The sequence below is a fragment of the Roseomonas sp. BN140053 genome, assembly GCF_047690175.1.
Taxonomy (GTDB): Bacteria; Pseudomonadota; Alphaproteobacteria; order Acetobacterales; family Acetobacteraceae; genus Roseomonas.
Genome location: NZ_JBLLEB010000041.1, coordinates 15,866 through 32,646 on the forward strand (window position 1 = coordinate 15,866; position 16,781 = coordinate 32,646).

The 16,781-nt window shown below is 66.0% G+C and carries 17 protein-coding genes; 10 read left to right on the plus strand and 7 right to left on the minus strand.

Going from position 1 to position 16,781, the window contains the following annotated elements; all coding sequences use genetic code 11:
• The first annotated feature begins 72 nt into the window (after window positions 1-72).
• Both ACLIBK_RS22245 and ACLIBK_RS22250 read left to right on the plus strand, forming a co-directional pair.
• Window positions 73-1,107, plus strand: a complete 1,035-nt coding sequence (locus ACLIBK_RS22245; protein ID WP_415389501.1) for an aldo/keto reductase — start codon at window positions 73-75, stop codon at window positions 1,105-1,107.
• A gap of 14 nt (window positions 1,108-1,121) precedes the next feature.
• Window positions 1,122-2,279 (plus strand): MFS transporter, encoded by a 1,158-nt coding sequence (locus ACLIBK_RS22250; RefSeq protein ID WP_415389502.1) that lies wholly within the window; start codon window positions 1,122-1,124, stop codon window positions 2,277-2,279.
• Window positions 2,280-2,592: 313 nt separating this feature from the next.
• Here the strand turns inward: ACLIBK_RS22250 and ACLIBK_RS22255 are convergent, their stop codons facing one another.
• Window positions 2,593-3,492 carry a LysR family transcriptional regulator gene (locus ACLIBK_RS22255; RefSeq protein ID WP_415389503.1) on the minus strand — a complete coding sequence of 300 codons (900 nt, stop codon included), beginning with the start codon at window positions 3,490-3,492 and terminating at the stop codon, window positions 2,593-2,595.
• 133 nt (window positions 3,493-3,625) lie between these two features.
• Between ACLIBK_RS22255 and ACLIBK_RS22260 the strand changes: the two genes are divergently transcribed.
• Both ACLIBK_RS22260 and ACLIBK_RS22265 read left to right on the plus strand, forming a co-directional pair.
• A complete protein-coding gene (locus ACLIBK_RS22260; RefSeq protein ID WP_415389504.1) occupies window positions 3,626-4,540 on the plus strand; it encodes an alpha/beta fold hydrolase in 915 nt (304 codons plus the stop codon).
• Window positions 4,541-5,008: 468 nt separating this feature from the next.
• Window positions 5,009-6,373, plus strand: a complete 1,365-nt coding sequence (locus ACLIBK_RS22265) for a hypothetical protein (protein ID WP_415389505.1) — start codon at window positions 5,009-5,011, stop codon at window positions 6,371-6,373.
• Between the two features lie 444 nt (window positions 6,374-6,817).
• Here ACLIBK_RS22265 and ACLIBK_RS22270 read toward each other — a convergent pair whose 3' ends face one another.
• Entirely contained in the window at window positions 6,818-7,153 is a 336-nt protein-coding gene (locus ACLIBK_RS22270) for a hypothetical protein (protein WP_415389506.1), read from the minus strand.
• Between the two features lie 217 nt (window positions 7,154-7,370).
• On the opposite strand from ACLIBK_RS22270, the gene ACLIBK_RS22275 reads away from it, so the two are divergent.
• The 4 genes from ACLIBK_RS22275 to ACLIBK_RS22290 are packed head-to-tail and all read left to right on the plus strand — an operon-like array spanning window position 7,371 to window position 10,875.
• A complete protein-coding gene (locus ACLIBK_RS22275) occupies window positions 7,371-7,946 on the plus strand; it encodes a recombinase family protein (protein ID WP_415389507.1) in 576 nt (191 codons plus the stop codon).
• Window positions 7,936-8,877 carry an ABC-three component system protein gene (locus ACLIBK_RS22280; RefSeq protein WP_415389508.1) on the plus strand — a complete coding sequence of 314 codons (942 nt, stop codon included), beginning with the start codon at window positions 7,936-7,938 and terminating at the stop codon, window positions 8,875-8,877. The genes ACLIBK_RS22275 and ACLIBK_RS22280 overlap by 11 nt, the downstream gene beginning before the upstream one ends.
• Entirely contained in the window at window positions 8,864-9,112 is a 249-nt protein-coding gene (locus tag ACLIBK_RS22285) for an ABC-three component system middle component 6 (protein WP_415389509.1), read from the plus strand. The genes ACLIBK_RS22280 and ACLIBK_RS22285 overlap by 14 nt, the downstream gene beginning before the upstream one ends.
• Window positions 9,113-9,171: 59 nt before the next feature.
• Window positions 9,172-10,875 carry a DUF2326 domain-containing protein gene (locus ACLIBK_RS22290; RefSeq protein WP_415389510.1) on the plus strand — a complete coding sequence of 568 codons (1,704 nt, stop codon included), beginning with the start codon at window positions 9,172-9,174 and terminating at the stop codon, window positions 10,873-10,875.
• Window positions 10,876-11,068: 193 nt separating this feature from the next.
• On the opposite strand, the gene ACLIBK_RS22295 is transcribed toward ACLIBK_RS22290, so the two are convergent.
• Together ACLIBK_RS22295 and ACLIBK_RS22300 are read right to left on the minus strand one after the other, a co-directional pair.
• Window positions 11,069-11,650 carry a histidine phosphatase family protein gene (locus tag ACLIBK_RS22295; RefSeq protein ID WP_415389511.1) on the minus strand — a complete coding sequence of 194 codons (582 nt, stop codon included), beginning with the start codon at window positions 11,648-11,650 and terminating at the stop codon, window positions 11,069-11,071.
• A gap of 134 nt (window positions 11,651-11,784) precedes the next feature.
• On the minus strand, window positions 11,785-11,964 hold the full coding sequence (locus tag ACLIBK_RS22300; RefSeq protein ID WP_415389512.1) for a hypothetical protein: 180 nt from the start codon (window positions 11,962-11,964) through the stop codon (window positions 11,785-11,787).
• A gap of 678 nt (window positions 11,965-12,642) precedes the next feature.
• Here ACLIBK_RS22300 and ACLIBK_RS22305 point away from each other — a divergent pair.
• Window positions 12,643-14,844 carry an ATP-dependent RecD-like DNA helicase gene (locus ACLIBK_RS22305; protein ID WP_415389513.1) on the plus strand — a complete coding sequence of 734 codons (2,202 nt, stop codon included), beginning with the start codon at window positions 12,643-12,645 and terminating at the stop codon, window positions 14,842-14,844.
• A gap of 96 nt (window positions 14,845-14,940) precedes the next feature.
• Window positions 14,941-15,276, plus strand: a complete 336-nt coding sequence (locus ACLIBK_RS22310) for a hypothetical protein (RefSeq protein ID WP_415389514.1) — start codon at window positions 14,941-14,943, stop codon at window positions 15,274-15,276.
• 71 nt (window positions 15,277-15,347) lie between these two features.
• Here the strand turns inward: ACLIBK_RS22310 and ACLIBK_RS22315 are convergent, their stop codons facing one another.
• From ACLIBK_RS22315 to ACLIBK_RS22325, 3 genes are all read right to left on the minus strand, one after another.
• A complete protein-coding gene (locus ACLIBK_RS22315; RefSeq protein WP_415389515.1) occupies window positions 15,348-15,701 on the minus strand; it encodes a hypothetical protein in 354 nt (117 codons plus the stop codon).
• A gap of 97 nt (window positions 15,702-15,798) precedes the next feature.
• A complete protein-coding gene (locus tag ACLIBK_RS22320) occupies window positions 15,799-15,984 on the minus strand; it encodes a hypothetical protein (protein WP_415389516.1) in 186 nt (61 codons plus the stop codon).
• Between the two features lie 296 nt (window positions 15,985-16,280).
• Entirely contained in the window at window positions 16,281-16,580 is a 300-nt protein-coding gene (locus ACLIBK_RS22325) for a hypothetical protein (protein WP_415389517.1), read from the minus strand.
• Window positions 16,581-16,781: the final 201 nt, after the last annotated feature.

A 16,781-nucleotide genomic window follows, 5' to 3' on the forward strand; every position in this document is an offset into this window, starting at 1 on the left:
GCGCGGCTGCGGGATGATCAGGGGAGGATTTATGCGCATCTTTGCGCCCGAAACTTACCTAAAGGACAGCACGTGGAATACCGCCAACTCGGCTCGTCGGGCCTGCGGGTGTCGGTTCTCGGCTTCGGCGCCGGAACTTTCGGCGGCTCCGGCCCGCTGTTCAGCGCCTGGGGGCAGAGCGACGCCGCCGAGGCCCGGCGCCTGATCGACGTCTGCCTCGACGCCGGTGTGAACCTGTTCGACACCGCCGACGTGTATTCCGACGGTGCCTCCGAGCAGATCCTGGGCGAGGCGATCCGCGGCCGCCGTGACCGGGTCCTCATCTCCACCAAGACCGGCCTGCCCACCGGCGAAGGGCCGAACGACTGGGGGGCGTCTCGGGCGCGCCTGATCCGGGCGGTGGAAGCCGCGCTGACCCGGCTGGGCACCGACCACATCGACCTGCTGCAGCTCCACGCGCTCGACGCCTCGACGCCGGCGGAGGAACTGCTCGCGACCCTCGATGGCCTCGTGCGTGCGGGCAAGCTCCGCCATGTCGGGGTATCCAACTACCCGGGCTGGCAGCTGATGAAAGCGCTGGCCGCGGCCGATCGCTACGGCTGGCCGCGCTTCGTGGCGCACCAGGTCTACTACTCGCTGATCGGGCGCGCCTACGAGGCCGATCCGATGCCTCTAGCGGCGGATCAGGGCGTCGGTGCCCTGGTCTGGAGCCCGCTGGGCTGGGGCCGCCTCACCGGCCTCATCCGACGCGACGCACCCATCCCGCCCGGCAGCCGCCTGCACCAGACGGCAGCCTTCGCCCCGCCGGTCGAGGACGAGCACCTCTACCGCGTCGTGGACGCCCTCGTCGCTGTAGCGGGGGAGGCCGGCCACACGGTGCCGCAGGTCGCCCTGAACTGGCTGCTGGGCCGCCCCACCGTGTCCTCGGTCATCATCGGCGCGCGTGACGAGGCACAGTTGCGGGAGAACCTCGGCGCGGCCGGCTGGACGCTGACGCCGGCACAAGTGGCCGCGCTGGACACGGCCAGCGACGTGCTGCCGCCCTATCCCCACACGCCCTACCGGCAACAGCCGGGCTTCGCCTTGCTGAACCCGCCGATGGTCTGAGCACGAATTCCCCGATGCGCCTCAATCCCCCGCTTCTCGCCCTATCGACCGGTGCCTTCGGCATCGGCGTGACCGAGTTCGCGCCCATGGGCCTGCTGCCCGTGATCGCCGATGACCTGGGCGTCTCCATCCCCACGGCCGGGTTGCTGATCAGCGCCTACGCCGCGGGTGTCGTACTCGGCGCGCCGCTGATGACCCTGACCACGGGCCGCATGCCGCGTCGGACGCTGTTGATCGTGCTGGCGGCCGTCTTCACGCTGGGCAACCTCCTCGCGGCGGTATCGGGCAGCTACGGCCTGCTGCTGGCTGCGAGGCTCGTGACTTCGCTCAACCACGGCGCATTCTTCGGCGTGGGTGCCGTGGTGGCCGCCTCGCTGGTGCCACCCGACCGCCGAGCTGGCGCGGTGGCAGCCATGTTCACCGGGCTCACGGTCGCCAACCTCCTGGGCGTGCCGCTCGCGACCTGGGCGGGCGAGGTACTAGGCTGGCGCGCCGCCTTCTGGGGCACGGCGGCGCTGGGCCTCGTGACGCTGACCGCACTCCGCCTGACGCTGCCGCCCCTACCCGCCGTGGCCGGCATCGACGCGCTGGCGGAGCTGCGGGTGCTGGCGCGCCCGCCGGTGCTGGCGGCCCTGGCGCTGACCGCCTTGGGCTCGGGCGCGATGTTCACGGTGTTCACCTACGTCGCGCCCATCCTGCGCGAAGAAACAGCAGCCTCGACCGGCTTTGTCACCGCCATGCTGGTTCTCTACGGGGCTGGCCTCACGCTGGGGAACTGGCTGGGCGGCCGCTTCGCAGACCGCTCTGTGGACGCAACCCTGATCGTGACGCTGTTCTCTCTCGCCGCCGTGCTGGTCGCCCTATCGCTGCTGATGCGCGACGCCGTGCCCACCGCCGTGTTGGTGTTCCTGTGGGGCATCGCGAGCTTCGCCCTGGTGCCGCCCTTGCAGGTGCGGGTCATGGCTGCCGCGGCCGACGCTCCGAACTTGGCTTCTTCGATGAACATCGGAGCTTTCAACCTCGGCAATGCTCTCGGCGCTGCACTCGGCGGAGCGGTGATCTCTGGCGGTCTCGGCTACCCTTCCGTCAGCCTGGCCGGTGCTGCGGTCTCAGCACTGGCGTTGCTGCTGGTGCTGCTGCAACTCCGCCGGAACAAGGCGCCCGCGACCTGAGTCGGCGAACCAGAGCCGTGCCGACAACACCCGGACATCACCGATTAGCTGCCCGAGTGAGCGAGCACCGCCAGTCCTTCCTTGCGAAGGATACGAAAGGAAAGAGCTCCATGATTCCAGGGGGCTATTCGCACCTTAGCAGGCTCGAAGTTGAGCCGGGGTGGAAGAAGGCCGAGGAGGTTCACATCAAGGCGTCTGATGGACAGAAAGGTCGCCTTCAGGTTCCTTTGCAGGAAGCGGTCGTGTCACGATCATCCTCCCCTCGCGATTTTCAGGCAAAGGCCGCCCTCCGTCCCGATTGGTCATGGCCCTGCTATCGGTCCCAGTAGGGCGGATCGCCGAAGGCAGCTTTCAGTTCCGCCACCAGGGCGCGCAGCTTCGCGGATGAGCGGCGCCCCTCGGGATGGGCAACGTAGATGAACTCGCCCTCGGCTTCTGCATCGATCTCGAGCACACGCAGATCGCCAGCCTTCACCGCGTCATGGATGATGAAGGTCGGAAGCAGCGCGATGCCGAGACCGGCAATGGCGGCGTCTCGCATCATGTCGCCGTTGTTGACGCACAGGGCTGCCCACCCGCGTAGAATGCTCGTCCCGCCCGGGCCGACGAAGCGCCAGTCCGCGTGACTGCGGTTGGTGTAGAAGATGCCCCGGTGATCCTTCAGCGCCGAGACGGATTGCGGGATCCCGTGGCGCTCCAGGTAGGCTGGCGAGGCGACGAGAACACGGCGGCTGGGCGCGAGCCGCCAAACCGTCAGGCGGCTGTCGGCGATCGGCCCGTGCCGCACCACGGCGTCGTAGCCGTCTGTCGAGGCATCGACGCGGCGGTCGTCGAGGTCGAGCGTCAGCTCCAGGGCGGGGTGACGGGCCAGGAAGGGGTAGAGGGCGGGCCCGAGATGCAGGCGGCCGAAGGTCACCGGTGCCGCGATGCGCAACGGCCCCTGCAGCTCCCTGCGCCGTTCTGAGATGGTGGCTGCCGCTTCCTCCACGTCCTGCACGATGCGGGATGCCCGTTCGAGGAAGGTGGCGCCGTCCTCCGTCAGAGCCAGCTTTCGCGTGCTGCGCTGGAGCAGAGGGGCGCCGAGGCTTCGCTCGAGTTCCGCGAGCCTTTCGCTGACCACCGACTTGGAGAGGCGCAGGCGCCGTGCGGCCTCGCTGATGGAGCCGGCCTCGACGATGACAACGAAAGCGGAGATCCCCTCCAGCCGCATCATGTTCGGGATTCCCGGACGCCTGATCTCTGAACTACAGACTAACCGGAACGACCTGACAGCTCCAGACTTGCCCCAGCCCGGCGTGATCGGGCCAGGGATGCAGCGGCCCGCTCCGCTGCGGGAGATCGGAACCATGCGCAGGCTCTTGTGCGGCATCCTCGTGGCATCGGCTCTGGCATGGCCGGCCATGGCACAGCCCCAACCCTTCCCGTCCGAGTTCCAAACCCGGGAAGTCCGGGCGGAAGGGGTCACGCTCCATGTCCGCGTCGGTGGGTCCGGGCCGGCCGTCGTCCTGCTGCATGGCTTCGGTGACACGGGCGACATGTGGGCGCCGCTCGCGGCCGACCTGGTGCGGGATCATCGGGTCGTGGTGCCCGACCTGCGGGGCATGGGCCTGTCGTCCCGGCCAGAGGACGGCTACGACAAGTGGACCCAGGCCGGCGACGTCCGCGCGGTGCTGGCGCAGTTCGGGATCGGGCCGGCCACGGTGGTCGGCCACGACATCGGGACTATGGTGGCCTTCGCCTATGCGGCCCGTTACCGGGCCGAGACGGAGCGGCTCGTGGTGATGGACGCGCCGGTCCCGGGCGTTCCGCCCTGGGACGACATCGTGCGGAACCCGCTGCTCTGGCACTTCGACTTCGGCGGGCCCGACATGGAGCGGCTGGTCGCGGGTCGAGAACGCATCTACCTCGACCGCTTCTGGAACGAGTTCGCGGGCAACCCCTCTCGCGTGGACGAGGGGACCAGGCAGCACTACGCGGCGCTTTATGCCCGGCCCGGCGCAATGCGCGCAGCCTTCGCCCAGTTCCGGTCCATCCGGGAGGATGCGGAGCGGAACCGGGGCGCGATCAGCGAGAGGCTGGCCATGCGGGTCCTGGCCATCGGCGGGGAGAAGTCCTTCGGCGCGGCCCAGGCCGCCGTGATGCGGAACGCCGCCAACGACGTGACGGAGGTAGTGATACCCGGTGCCGGTCACTGGCTGATGGAGGAGCAACCCGCCGCCACGATCGCGGCCATTCGGGTCTTCCTTCCGACGCGCCCTTGAGAGGCTTTGGCCGGGGGAGGCGTGATGCCGTGGCCGGAGCTGTCACGAGCCATCCCGCTGCTTCCCAGTCATGCTGCCCGCCCACCGCCAAGCCCACCCCGAGTCACTGCGGCCGTCCCTTGAAAACCTCCAGAATAGCCGCTTTCTGAAGGCGGGAAATGGCCGCGGAACTGTAAAGATGGGTGGAGTGCAGAAGCTGGCTGCTTACGCGACCATGGCCGGTGCATCTCAGGAAGCGGACACTGACAGGCCATCATGCAGAGAGCGGCCGGCGTAGTCTGGCCGCAAGCGGAACTGCGGCTCATGAATGGCGCCTGTGGGAGCAGACAGCCGAGTGCACGACTGAAGCTGGGACAACTCCGCCGGACCAGCTGCCAACGCAGCATCTGGGTACAGCTGCTTAGGACCCTATCGATTGAGGGTGCAGGCGGCGAGGGGCATAACCCGGCCGACGCTGGGACGCCCGACATGCCGTACACGAGAGACCTGAGCGACGAGGCGATCGATGAGGCTGTCGAACTCGCCCGGGACGTTGCCCCGGAACTCGACGCCGTGCTCCTCACGCACTACCCCGATGCCGAAGCGCTCGACACCGTGCGCCCCGGCGAGATCGACCTCGGAACTGCTCGGGCAGTGAACAGGGCGGTCGCAGCGGAGATGATCGACCAGGGGGTCGAGGTCTTCGTGCAGCGGGCGGACCGGGCAGCCTTCCGACGCTGGATGCAGGAGCGGGAGAACACTCCGGAGAACCGGCGTGCCTGGATTGACCGCTGCAGGCTCCTCAGGGGTGCTATCGCCCTCCGGCTACTCGGGGTGGATGCGGACGCTTCGTCACCGCCCGGACCGGAGTTTGACAAGGCACCTGGTCCCATAGCCGACCAGCTGCTCGCTGCTTTCATCGCGGGGAGCGCTGAGGTGACCTCGCTCGCCGTGGATCTCCTGACGGCAGGGCGTGATGACGTCCTCGATCTCGCCATCCGCAAGGCGTCGGAGCGCCACGGCGGCCAGAACGCGGACGAGTTGGCCACGGCATTGCAGTCGGCGGCCGAGGGCGGGGCGGTCGGGCCTTCGGGATGGGCCGAACTGGTGACCCTGCCCGTGGCGCTCCCCGCGCACGGGCTGCCGGACGCGGCTGCGCTCGGCGAGAGCCTCCTCGCGTCCGGAGCGTTCGAGGAAACGACCGAGCTCCGCTTCCTGCCCGGCTGGCGATCGCCGCAGGCCCTGGCACGTCTCGCGCCCGGCGCACTGCGGCGTGTCCTCCTGGACATGGTGGCCGGGACCGAGCCCCGCGACCTGCCCGCAGGCGAAGCGGACGAGTTGGTGAGCGACGGCTTCGGGGTGCTGGTCGGGCTGCAGATCGACTGGGACATCCCCGTTTGGGACGAAATCGCGGCCGCGGGAGGCTTTCCTGGCGGCATGGATGACGAGGAGGCTGCCCAGGACCCGGAGCAGGCTCGCATGTCCGCCATTTTCGACAGGTGGCGCACGTCCGTCTTCCAGGCGAGCGGGGGCTGCGTTCCGCTGGCGCTGGTCTCACCCTCTGAGGTGGGGGCAGAGATCGCCGAGTTTCTCGACGAAGCCGGTGCGCAGACCCGGGGTCTCGAGGAGATCGTGGAGTTCATCGCGAAAGCCAAGCAGCAGGCGGGAGATGAAGACATTGTCTGCCGCGTGGAGATCGTCGGAGAGGGACTGGAACTGGCGCTCTACACCGAGGCGGGGCGGTTCCTCGACGGCTTGACCGTTCCGGAGGATCGGCTGCCAGCCAGGGCCGTCGAGATGCCTAGGCTGATTGGGAGCTTCGTGCGGGTAGTTCGGGAGGCGCCGGGCCGCTGACGGCAGCGGCGACCATGAAGCGATCAGCGATCTGGTGGTGCTGAAGGTCGATTGCTCACGCCGTAAACCTGGAGCGTCGTGCTTGGCCTCTCGGTCCGGATGGACGGTACCGCGCGAACTGCTGCGACAGGTTCAGCAAGAGCGTCGACCAGGGCCGAACAATGTTGGACCTAGCGCCAGGCTCCTGGCAGGGGGCTATCGCCGGACTTGGGTGGGAAGCGGCTGTAGAAGGCTCACACCGCAATGCCTGCTTCACCTTCGAGAGCGGACGAAAAGAACGTTTGCCCGAGTTCGCCCACTGTGACGTGGTCTGGCCAGAACTGGCCTGACCGCTATTGACTGGCAAGTGGAGCCGAGAAGAGCAGCACTCCTCACCATCGCTCGCGGCTGCCTAGCACCGAGCCCGGCGCCCAATTTACGTGAAGACACGCTCGGTCTCGGCCGCTACGGCTTGCGGCAGCATTCACCTAAAAAGCCGAGTGCCTGGGCCAACGCCTCGTCGGCAGAGCTCCGCGCCGTCCAGGGAAGATCGTAGGCGATCCACATGCTGACGCTTTCGGGCTTTTTCACGAAGCCTTCGGAATTCTGCGGATATGTCGGTTGCACCGTCAGATACTCCTTGATGTAGGCGCGTGTGCTGTAGCGGGCCGTGGAGCTCGGCCCGTGAAGCGCCTCGATCCGGATTTGCCGGGCCTGACCGCCGATATTGACGACAACCTCAATCACCTTCTCAACCGTGTAGAATTCGCTGCAGAAGTCGTATGCGCTCGGATCGAGCATCGTCGGGTTCTCCGGTCAGTTGGGTCGGCACGAAAGTGCTGCACCCATAGTGGCTCCGAATTTCCGACGCTATCGTGGACGATACGCGCGCGGCTCACTCCTGCAGATCCTGCAGATCCTGCAGAAGCTCTCATTTTGCAAGACTGATCCCGTTCCCTGTAAAGCATTGGAATCATTGCCCCTCGACTTTTGCAAAACCCTATTGCAGAATCCTGCCATGAAAGTTGGCTACGCCCGCATCTCGACCGACGAGCAGTCGCTTGCCCTGCAACGGGCTGCGCTGACGGCTGCCGGGTGCGCCAAGGTGTTCGAGGATCGCGACGCGTCAGGGGTGGCGACGAACCGGCCAAGTCTCGAGGCGGCGCTTGCCCGCATCGGCGACGGCGACGTTCTCGTCGTCTGGAAATTGGACCGCCTCGGGCGGTCGCTGCCGCATCTGATCGAGACGGTGCGCCAGTTGGGCGCACGCGGGGCCGGTTTCACGTCGCTGTCGGAAAGCATCGACACAACGGTAGCGGGTGGCACACTGATCTTTCATATGATGAGCGCACTGGCCGAGTTCGAACGCGCCTTGATCGTGGAGCGGGTCAACTCCGGTATTGCTTCCGCGAAGAAGCGCGGGAGTCATGTTGGGCGACCGCGCAAGCTGACGCCCGAACAAATCGCACACGCACGCGAGGCCATCGACGGCGGCCAGCAAACACCTGCTAGCATGGCCGGACTGCTCGGGGTCGATCATTCGACCCTGTGGCGGTCGATGCGGCGCCTGGAGGCGAATGCCAATGGACGCTGACGAGATCGATTGGGCGTGGCAGGAAATGCACCTGCATGTCCGCCTGAGAGATAGCGACGGCGATGCGTTCGAGACGCTTTTCCAAGATATCGGAAAGGCGCTCTGGGGCACTGCCTTCTATTCGACAATTCCGATGGGCAGCCGAGGCGACCTGAAATGCGATGGCTGGCGATCCGATGTCGGCCACGTCTATCAGTGTTATGGTCCGCGCTACGGGCAAGCGGATGTCCGGGATGCGCTCAAGAAGGTAGAAGAAGATTTCAGGGGAGCGAAAGATCACTGGAAGGATTTGCTGAAAAAGTGGTGGTTCGTCGTCGGCCTCTATAGGGACAAGGTGCCGTCCGAAGTCGCGCGCCTGATGGCTGAACTTACGAACGAATTAAAGGTTCCGTCAGGCGTATTGCATCGGGGCGATATCGTCGATTTGGCACGCGGCATAGAAGCCGGGCTTCGTGCAAAAATGTTCGGTGGGCGCGCTCCCGGCAGCGGGGACATGAACAGGCGGGCGACATACGAGAATATTGGGCGCGCCCTTGCCTACATCCGGTCTGATATTTCCCGCTTGCCGCTTGAGCCTATCCTGCTGCCAACGGCGGTGGACGCAAAGGTGGCTTTCAACCTGCTACCTGACAGCGTGCGTCACTTCTTCGGCATCAGTACGGCGGCGGCCAGGCGGGTGGAAAAATACATCGACGATCGTGCAGACCCGGACGAAGGCGCGCGCATGGCCGCTGGATTCACTTCGCGCTATCAGCAGCTGCGATCTGAGGGTGCGGAGCCTACCGAAGCTTTCAAGCAATTGCTCATTTTTGCGGGCGGTGCAACGGGCGATCCGGATAGAGAGGTTGCCGCGCTGGCTATCGTCACGCACTTCTTCTCCACCTGTCAGATTTTCGATCAGCCGCCGGAGGTGGGACATGATCCTGCCTGACCGGAACATCGCACCGGATCGCGCGCTGCTGACCATCGGCGGCATCATCTTTGACCGGCTTGGGGAGCCTATGACGGTTTCCCGACTGTGGGACGAGATTCGGGAGCTTCACCAGAAGCGCCCGATCTCCTACGTCTGGTTCCTGCTGTCCGTCGATCTGCTGTTCGTCATGAACCTTGTCTGGTTCGATCAGGACGGCTTGCTGAGACGCAGCGCTCAGCGGGTGGCAGGCTAATGCTTTACCGTCTCTCAGCAGATCACCCGTCCTTCAAGACCATCCAGTTTCGGAAAGGCTTGAACATCGTCCTTGCGGAACGCCAGCTTTCGGCCGGCGGAGACGATGAGGATCAGAAAGCGCCGGTACGTCGCACGCGCAATGGGGCTGGAAAATCCAGCATCATCGATCTCGTTCACTTTCTCTTGGCGGGAGACGCGGAAGGCGCTTTGAAAGCGCAAGCGGTGCGCGACTGGACCTTCGAGTTATCCCTTAATGTTGGTGATGAATACCTCGCCGTACGGCGTAGCCCTTCGAGCCCGCGAGTCTCGGTACGAAAGGAAGGGCCGGGGTCTCTAGACAGCACGGATGCTGAGCCGCTCGCGAACGTGGCTTGGACAAGCCATCTCGGGAAGGCGTGGTTTCAGCTCAACAGCGGCAGGCAATCTGGTGCTGCTTCCTTTCGTCAGCTGATCTCCTATTTTGCGCGGCGGCGGCGGGACGGCGGCTATGACGATCCGGTCCGCACTTTCAGGGCACAGACCAACGCTATTAGTGAAACGAACCTTGCCGTTCTGTTTGGTCTGGATGCCGAAGTGGTGCGGCGGTTTCATCGGTCCAAAAACGAACTGAAGCAGATCCAGACTGCGCAGAAAGCCCTCCGCGATCTTGAAAAGGTTGCGCCTTCTGGAGCGCGGCGCGTCGATCTCGAGGCCGCACTATCCGCCCAGATCGCGGCGGCGACGTTAGCGCGCGATCACTTGGACGAGCGTATCAAGAGCTTCAACGTGCTGCCGGTTTTTCGTGATCTTGAGCAGGAACTTGCGACGCTGAACGAACATAGCCGCGACCTGTCTGACGAAGACGTGCTGGACCGCGAGTCGATCGACGCCAATCGGCGCGCCCTTGAGGCCGAGGGACAGGATCGTGCGCCGCGTCTGGAAGCGCTCTTTGCAGAGGCGAAGATGGTGTTCCCCGATATTGTCAACCGGCGCTACGAGGAGGTTGCCCGCTTCCATCATCAGCTGATCGCAAACCGTCAGGCTCAATTGCAAAGCGAGATTGCAAGCGCGCAACGCAGGATGGAAGAACGGCGGCCAGAGAGAGAGCATGTTGAGGTCCGACGCCGTCAGATCACTGCAGCCCTTCGTACGGGAGGCCCGGCTGACGAACTGCTGCGTTTGCGCGATGAGCTATCGGAAAAGGATGGCGTTGTTCGGGTGCTGGAAGCGCGGCTGAACGAAGCGCGCAAGCTGGAGACGCAGGCTGAAGAGAAGCAGCGAGAGATTGAGGATGCGACACGCGCGTTGCGCCAAGATCGCCGGGAGCGTTCCTCCATCGCAAATCAGGCAAGCCGTACTTTCTCGGAAATTTCTGAGCGCCTTTACGAAAGGCCCGGCGAGCTGGCGATTTCGGCAAACGAGCAAGGGCTGCGGTTCGTTCCCAGCATCCCCTCCGCCCAAAGTGCGGGGATTATGAGCATGCAGATTTTCTGCTTCGATTTCACCATGGCCGCGCTCTGCCGTAGCCGGGGAATGGGGCCAGGATTTCTCATCCATGACAGCCATTTGTATGAGCCGGTTGACGGGCGGCAGTTTGCGCGCGCGCTTCGTATTGGCGCGGAGTACGCCAAGGAAATTGGTATTCAGTACATCGTAACTCTCAATTCGGATGAGCTTGCTCGGGCCGAGACCGAAGGCAGCGAAGATTTCCGCAGCTTCGTCTTGGACCCCGTGCTTTCGGATGCACCTGGGGGAGGGCTGTTCGGAATAAAGTTCGACTGACAGCTGTCATCGTTCGGCTTCCCCCGGAATGACCGCTTTCGGGAAGCGGTCAAGTTCGGCCGGACGACCGTAGTGGGCGCGAAGCAGCCGCCTGTGCTGGCGATGACGCAATGTCTGCTTCCACTTCAACGTCCGATTTTGCTCCTACGATCACCAATGTCGCGGAAGGGTCGGAGACGGCGGTAGCCGCCCTTCAATCCTCGATCAGATGCCAGCCGGTGATCAGGGCGCGGGTGGCGATATTGAAAGAGTAGACGCAGCCTCCTCCCGTGCCTGGCTGGTCCTCGGCCCGGCTGATCGGCACCCCCTTGAGATGGCAGAGGAAGAGCGCGCCGACACCGCCGTGTGAGATAACGGCGATGTCCCCGGGGCCGGGTGCCTCCGCCATGACGCGCTCCAGCGCGGCCACGATCCGGCGCTGGGCATCGACCGCGCGCTCCCACCCGCGCACGCTCCTCTCCGGATGCGCGAAGAAGAGGTCGGCCGTCGCCTCAAATTCCGCCCTGGGGAGATAGCCGGTCGCCGAGCGGTCGTTCTCGCCGAGTTCCGCAACAATGACTGGCTGCAAGCCGAAGCGGTCCGCCACGAGGCGGGCGGCGTCGGTAGCCTTGCGCTCGGCGCTGCTGAACACCGCGCCTAGCCGGCTCATCCAGGGGTTCTCCAGCGCCAGGTTCATCCGTCGGACTCCCTCCGGGGAGAGCGGCCACTCCGGCACCGGCACGGAGGGGTCGATGACGACCTCCGGATGCGTGATGAAGTGCAAGGTCGGCATCATGGTCCGCCAGCATGGGTCAGCGATGATTGTGTCGTCAGGGGGCGAGCCTGTGCCCGCCGATTGCGGAAGGTCCGGAAAGGCTCGGACGCAGCTATGGATCGGACATGGTGCCCTGGTACGGGTAAGCCAACTCTTCAGGCATCCTCGTCCAACGCATCGAGGTCGACTTGCTGGATGGAGAACCAGATCGGCTCAGGGCTGCGCGCTGCCGTGCGCAGGATCGGCTTGGCAGCGGCGAGCAGGTCCTCCAACGAGCGGAACGGGTTGACCGCCTCCTCGCCGTCGCTGGTTCGCATCAGCAGAGCATAGCCCATCTTGCCGGCCCGTGCTTCCGGCGCTGGAGCAGACGACCGCGGAGCCGCCTTGCTGCCGCCTACACGTGGAGCAGGCTGTGCTGGCGGTCGCACAGGCTGCGGGTCCAGTGCGGGAGGTGCGGGCAGGGGAGAGGCGGCTGTCGCAGGGACTGGACTTGGTCGGGGAGCATCAGCCACCGCGAGTGCAGCAGCCGGTTCCGATGCGGGCTCGACTGGTACCCCGAAAAGATCGGCCGGGACGGCGTTCACTGGGGCATGGCTGGGCTCAGCGTTGGCAGGAGCAGTCGTAGAGATGGCGCTGTTCGCCTCCGGGCCGTCCTGCCGGCGCAGCTTGGCCAGGATGGCGTAGATGTTGGCCGGCGTGCAGCCATAAGCCGCAGCCACCTCGGCCACCTTCTGCCCTTCCACCTCGACCCGCTGCCGAATGGCCGCATGTTCCTCCCGCGGGATCCTCGCCATCTTCCCTCTCCGCCCCCAAGGTCCGGGCCGCCCTGCCCAACACGCGATCGGCCCGGCCCAGACCCGCATACTGGGAGGCACTCTCAAATTCAAATTTGAATTCTTGGTCGCTCAGTCCCGGAGTGTTCTCAATTTGGGCTGGTTCTGGAGCTGGTCCGAGAGGAAACCCGGGCGACGCCCCCCATCTTCCCGGCATGACGCTGGTCGCCGGGAACCCTGATGGCTGAGGCCGCGCTCGGCGCTCCAACCGAGGCGCTGGCCGGCCTGGTGGAGCGGGTCACCTTCCACAACGCCGAGAACGGCTTCTGCGTGCTGCGCGTCAAGGCCCGCGGCCACAAGGACCTCGTCACCGTGGTCGGCCACGCGACCACCATCGCGGCCGGTGAGTGGGTGCAGCTCTCGGGCAGCTGGAGCAACGACCGCACCCACGGCCTGCAGTTCCGCGCCTCCTTCCTGAAGGCCACCCAGCCCACCACCGTCGAGGGCATCGAGCGTTACCTCGGCTCCGGCATGATCCGCGGTATCGGCCCGGTCTATGCCCGCAAGCTGGTCCGCGCCTTCGGCGAGGGGGTGTTCGAGCTGATCGAGGCCGAGCCCGCCCGCCTGCGCGAGGTCACCGGCATCGGCCCCAAGCGCGCCGCCCGCATCGTCGCCGGTTGGGCCGAGCAGAAGGTGATCCGCGAGATCATGCTGTTCCTGCACAGCCACGGCGTGGGCACCTCCTGGGCGGTGCGCATCTACAAGACCTACGGCGCGGATGCGGTGCAGGTCATCACCGACAACCCCTACCGCCTCGCCCGCGACATCCGCGGCATCGGCTTCCGCACCGCCGACGTGGTGGCGGGCAAGCTCGGCATCGCGCCCACGGCCAGCATCCGGCTGCGGGCCGGCATCTCCTTTGCCCTGGCCGAGGCCACGGGGCAGGGACACTGCGGCCTGCCGGTGGAGGAGGTCACCGCCCAGACCGCGGCACTGCTCGAGGTGCCGCTCGAGCTGATCGGCACCGCCTTGGAGCTGGAACTCGCAGACGGCGAGGTGGTGGCCGACACGCTGGAAGGGCGACCCTGCATCTTCCTGGCCGGCCTCTGGCGGGCCGAGCAGGCCATCGCCGAGCGGCTGCGCACCCTGGCCGCCGGCGCGCCGCCCTGGCCGGCCATCGATGCGGAGAAGGCCGTCCCCTGGGTGGAGGGCCGCACCGGCCTGGCCCTCGCCCCCAGCCAGCGCGAGGCGCTGCGCCTGGCCCTGGCCAGCAAGGTGCTGGTGATCACCGGCGGGCCGGGGGTGGGCAAGACCACCCTGGTCAACTCGGTGCTGCAGGTGCTGCGCGCCAAGGGGGTCGAGGTGGCGCTGTGTGCCCCCACCGGGCGGGCCGCCAAGCGCCTGAGCGACAGCACCGGGCTGGAGGCCCGCACCATCCACCGGCTGCTGGAGACCGACTCCAAGACCGGCGGCTTCAAGCGCGACGACACGAACCCCCTGGCCTGCGAGCTCCTGGTGGTCGACGAGACCTCGATGGTGGATGTCCCGCTCCTGCGCGCCCTGCTGCGGGCCTTGCCGGACGGCGCCGCCCTGCTGCTGGTGGGCGACGTGGACCAGCTGCCCTCGGTCGGGCCGGGACAGGTGCTGGCCGACATCATCGGCTCAGCGACCGTGCCGGTGGTGCGGCTGACGGAGGTGTTCCGCCAGGCTGCCCAGAGCCAGGTGATCACCAACGCGCACCGCATCAACCGCGGCCAGATGCCCGAGCTGCGGGCCGGGGAGGGGTCGGACTTCTTCTTCGTCGAGGCGGACGAGCCGGAGGAGGGTCTGCGCAAGCTGCTGGCCGTGGTGGGGCAGCGCATCCCGGCACGCTTCGGGCTGGACCCTGTGCGCGACGTACAGGTGCTCTGCCCGATGAACCGCGGCGGGCTGGGTGCGCGCTCGCTCAACATCGAGTTGCAGGCCGCGCTCAACCCGCCCGGCGAGCTCCGGGTGGAGCGCTTCGGCTGGACCTACGGGGTGGGCGACAAGGTCATGCAGGTCGCCAACAACTACGACCGCGACGTGTTCAACGGCGACCTCGGGGTGGTGTCGGGTGTCGACGCCGAGGAGGGGGAACTCACGGTCCGCTTCGAGGGGCGAGAGGTCAGCTACGGCTTCGGGGAGCTGGACGAGCTGGTGCTGGCCTATGCCACCACCATCCACAAGAGCCAGGGTTCGGAGTACCCGGCGGTGGTGATCCCGCTCACCACCCAGCACTACCCCATGCTGGCCAGGAACCTGCTCTACACCGGCGTCACCCGGGGCAAGCGGCTGGTGGTGCTGGTGGGCCAGCGCCGGGCACTCGGCATCGCCGTGCGCAACGGCAGCGCTCGCCGGCGCTGGTCCAAGCTCGGCGAGTGGCTCGGTGGTGCCCCTCGTCGGCTGGCGGAGCCGCTCTGACCGTTCGGGCAGCAGCGGCAGCCACCTGCCGCTTGCTCCTGACAGGGGCGGTTACGGCCCTCATGCCCGCGAACGAGGACGGGTCTGCTTGGGTGCATGCCCGAGGGCAAGCTCATCCTCGGCTGGCTTGCGCTAATGCGGCCGCAGTTCTCCCCAGGACGCATCCCACACGCCGTAAAGATCAATGATTACGAGCGGAGCCTGCAGCGTCTGGGCCCTTCTGATGCCGTCATTGATGGCCAGTGCGGCCGGACGGACGACCAGCCCCGGGCCTGCGGGCAGATCGCCTACGAGGTGAGGGTTCTGGTGGCCGCCTGGTGGCACCACCACGCCGATCAGCTTGCCACCATCATCTTCCGTGATGTGGACGGCCACTTCCACCGGAAGCGCCGTTTGACGGCCGCTGAAGACCCCTTGGCCCAACATCTCTGATCTCCCTGCCAGCGTTACGCTGGCGAGAGACCCTAGCAGGGTCGTTGCGCTGTCACCCAGCCGATCCTGCGTCAGGCAGTGCCGTGCGAGCCGTCGAGCATCACTTCCACGGACTGGCAGGCAAGGTCGCCCGCTTCGGCATCATGCGCCATCACGAGCACCTTGCCTCCGGAGCGGACCGTGGTGGCCAGCCCCGCGAGAAGGTGCTCGGGGAGGTTGACGCTGGCCCAGGGCTGATCGGGCAGCAGCCACAAGCGGTCATCGGCTTCCATGCTGTTCCCCGGCCTGTCCAGGTCATGCAGCAAGGCCTGGAAGGGCAGGGCGGCGACTAGTCCCACCGAGAATGCCGGCCCGTCACCTGCGATCAGCGTGCCGGTTCCGTCATAGATGGCGCCGAACTCAGGCGGTCTTCCTGGCTCTGTCACGCGCTCGTACCTCTTCTCAGCCGCATTCCTGCGGCCGCGACATGCTCAACGTTGATCCCTGTTTCACCCAGCCGGAGGTACCGATCCGCAGCGGTCCTCAACCCGCCAGCTTCACCATCGACAGATGCGGGCGATACAGGTTGCCGCTCTTATCCTTCACCTCGACGCGGGTACCGCGCACCGTAGGCGCCGTCTTCACGACAGTGCCGCGGCGCGCAGTTTTCACACCAGCGCCGGTCGTCATGAAGCGGACACTCTCACCGCGCTTGAACTGATTGGCCATGGTCAGGCCTCCTTCAACGATTCCACTGCATTCTGAATTGTCGAGCCCAGGCCAGAAGCGACGTGGCAAGGTTCCTGAGCAGAAATGGCTCCGCAGCGAGACGGACACACTTCATAAGCCGATCTGCTCTGCCAAGGATAGCACACGTTCAGGTTCACCTGGTCTCGTGAGACCAGATGATCTCTCGTCTGAGTACGCTGCTGGGCATGGATGCAGAAGTATGGACGCTACACACCAGCATAAGGTGCGATGCTCCGATATCACGGGCGTTCAACGCGCAGCGCATCGATCCGGCGTCACTGGTCCCGTAGATCCTTTTTGTTCGACCGATACGCCTTCTGCAGCATAGCTTGGCGACGGCGCTCGACTTCCTGCGCCATCCTGTCCTTTGTCACTTCCAGTGCCGCCAATTCCTGGCTCAGCTTCTGAAAACTTGCCCAGCGGCCCGCGTCGAGCACGCCGCTTTCCAGTGCCTCGCGCACTGCACAGCCTGGCTCGGTGCTGTGCCCGCAGTCGCGAAACCGGCAGTTCCGGGCCAAGTCTTCTATGTCGTCGAAAACCGTGCTTAGGCCCGCATCCGCATCGATCAGGCCCACTTCGCGGATACCCGGTGTGTCGAGGATCAGCCCACCGCCAGGCAGCAGGACGAGCTGGCGATGGCTGGTGGTGTGATACCGGCGCGCTTATGAAGTGACTTTTCCAATCCAGGGATAGCTAGTGAGGGAGCGGAGGCGATCTGGCGTCAGGGCATTCCAGGCTTGGCAGCAGGCGTCGACGATGGCGGCGTTGCTGTGGAG

What these genes read in the sequence shown, in the direction of transcription:
- ACLIBK_RS22285 (WP_415389509.1), top strand. Translation starts at nt 8,864, where the DNA reads ATGATCCTGCCTGACCGGAACATCGCACCGGATCGCGCGCTGCTGACC.
- ACLIBK_RS22260 (WP_415389504.1), top strand. Translation starts at nt 3,626, where the DNA reads ATGCGCAGGCTCTTGTGCGGCATCCTCGTGGCATCGGCTCTGGCATGG.
- ACLIBK_RS22255 (WP_415389503.1), bottom strand. Translation starts at nt 3,492, where the DNA reads ATGATGCGGCTGGAGGGGATCTCCGCTTTCGTTGTCATCGTCGAGGCC.
- ACLIBK_RS22275 (WP_415389507.1), top strand. Translation starts at nt 7,371, where the DNA reads ATGAAAGTTGGCTACGCCCGCATCTCGACCGACGAGCAGTCGCTTGCC.
- ACLIBK_RS22250 (WP_415389502.1), top strand. Translation starts at nt 1,122, where the DNA reads ATGCGCCTCAATCCCCCGCTTCTCGCCCTATCGACCGGTGCCTTCGGC.
- ACLIBK_RS22295 (WP_415389511.1), bottom strand. Translation starts at nt 11,650, where the DNA reads ATGATGCCGACCTTGCACTTCATCACGCATCCGGAGGTCGTCATCGAC.
- ACLIBK_RS22305 (WP_415389513.1), top strand. Translation starts at nt 12,643, where the DNA reads ATGGCTGAGGCCGCGCTCGGCGCTCCAACCGAGGCGCTGGCCGGCCTG.
- ACLIBK_RS22300 (WP_415389512.1), bottom strand. Translation starts at nt 11,964, where the DNA reads ATGGGCTATGCTCTGCTGATGCGAACCAGCGACGGCGAGGAGGCGGTC.
- ACLIBK_RS22310 (WP_415389514.1), top strand. Translation starts at nt 14,941, where the DNA reads ATGCCCGAGGGCAAGCTCATCCTCGGCTGGCTTGCGCTAATGCGGCCG.
- ACLIBK_RS22270 (WP_415389506.1), bottom strand. Translation starts at nt 7,153, where the DNA reads ATGCTCGATCCGAGCGCATACGACTTCTGCAGCGAATTCTACACGGTT.
- ACLIBK_RS22320 (WP_415389516.1), bottom strand. Translation starts at nt 15,984, where the DNA reads ATGGCCAATCAGTTCAAGCGCGGTGAGAGTGTCCGCTTCATGACGACC.
- ACLIBK_RS22265 (WP_415389505.1), top strand. Translation starts at nt 5,009, where the DNA reads ATGCCGTACACGAGAGACCTGAGCGACGAGGCGATCGATGAGGCTGTC.
- ACLIBK_RS22280 (WP_415389508.1), top strand. Translation starts at nt 7,936, where the DNA reads ATGGACGCTGACGAGATCGATTGGGCGTGGCAGGAAATGCACCTGCAT.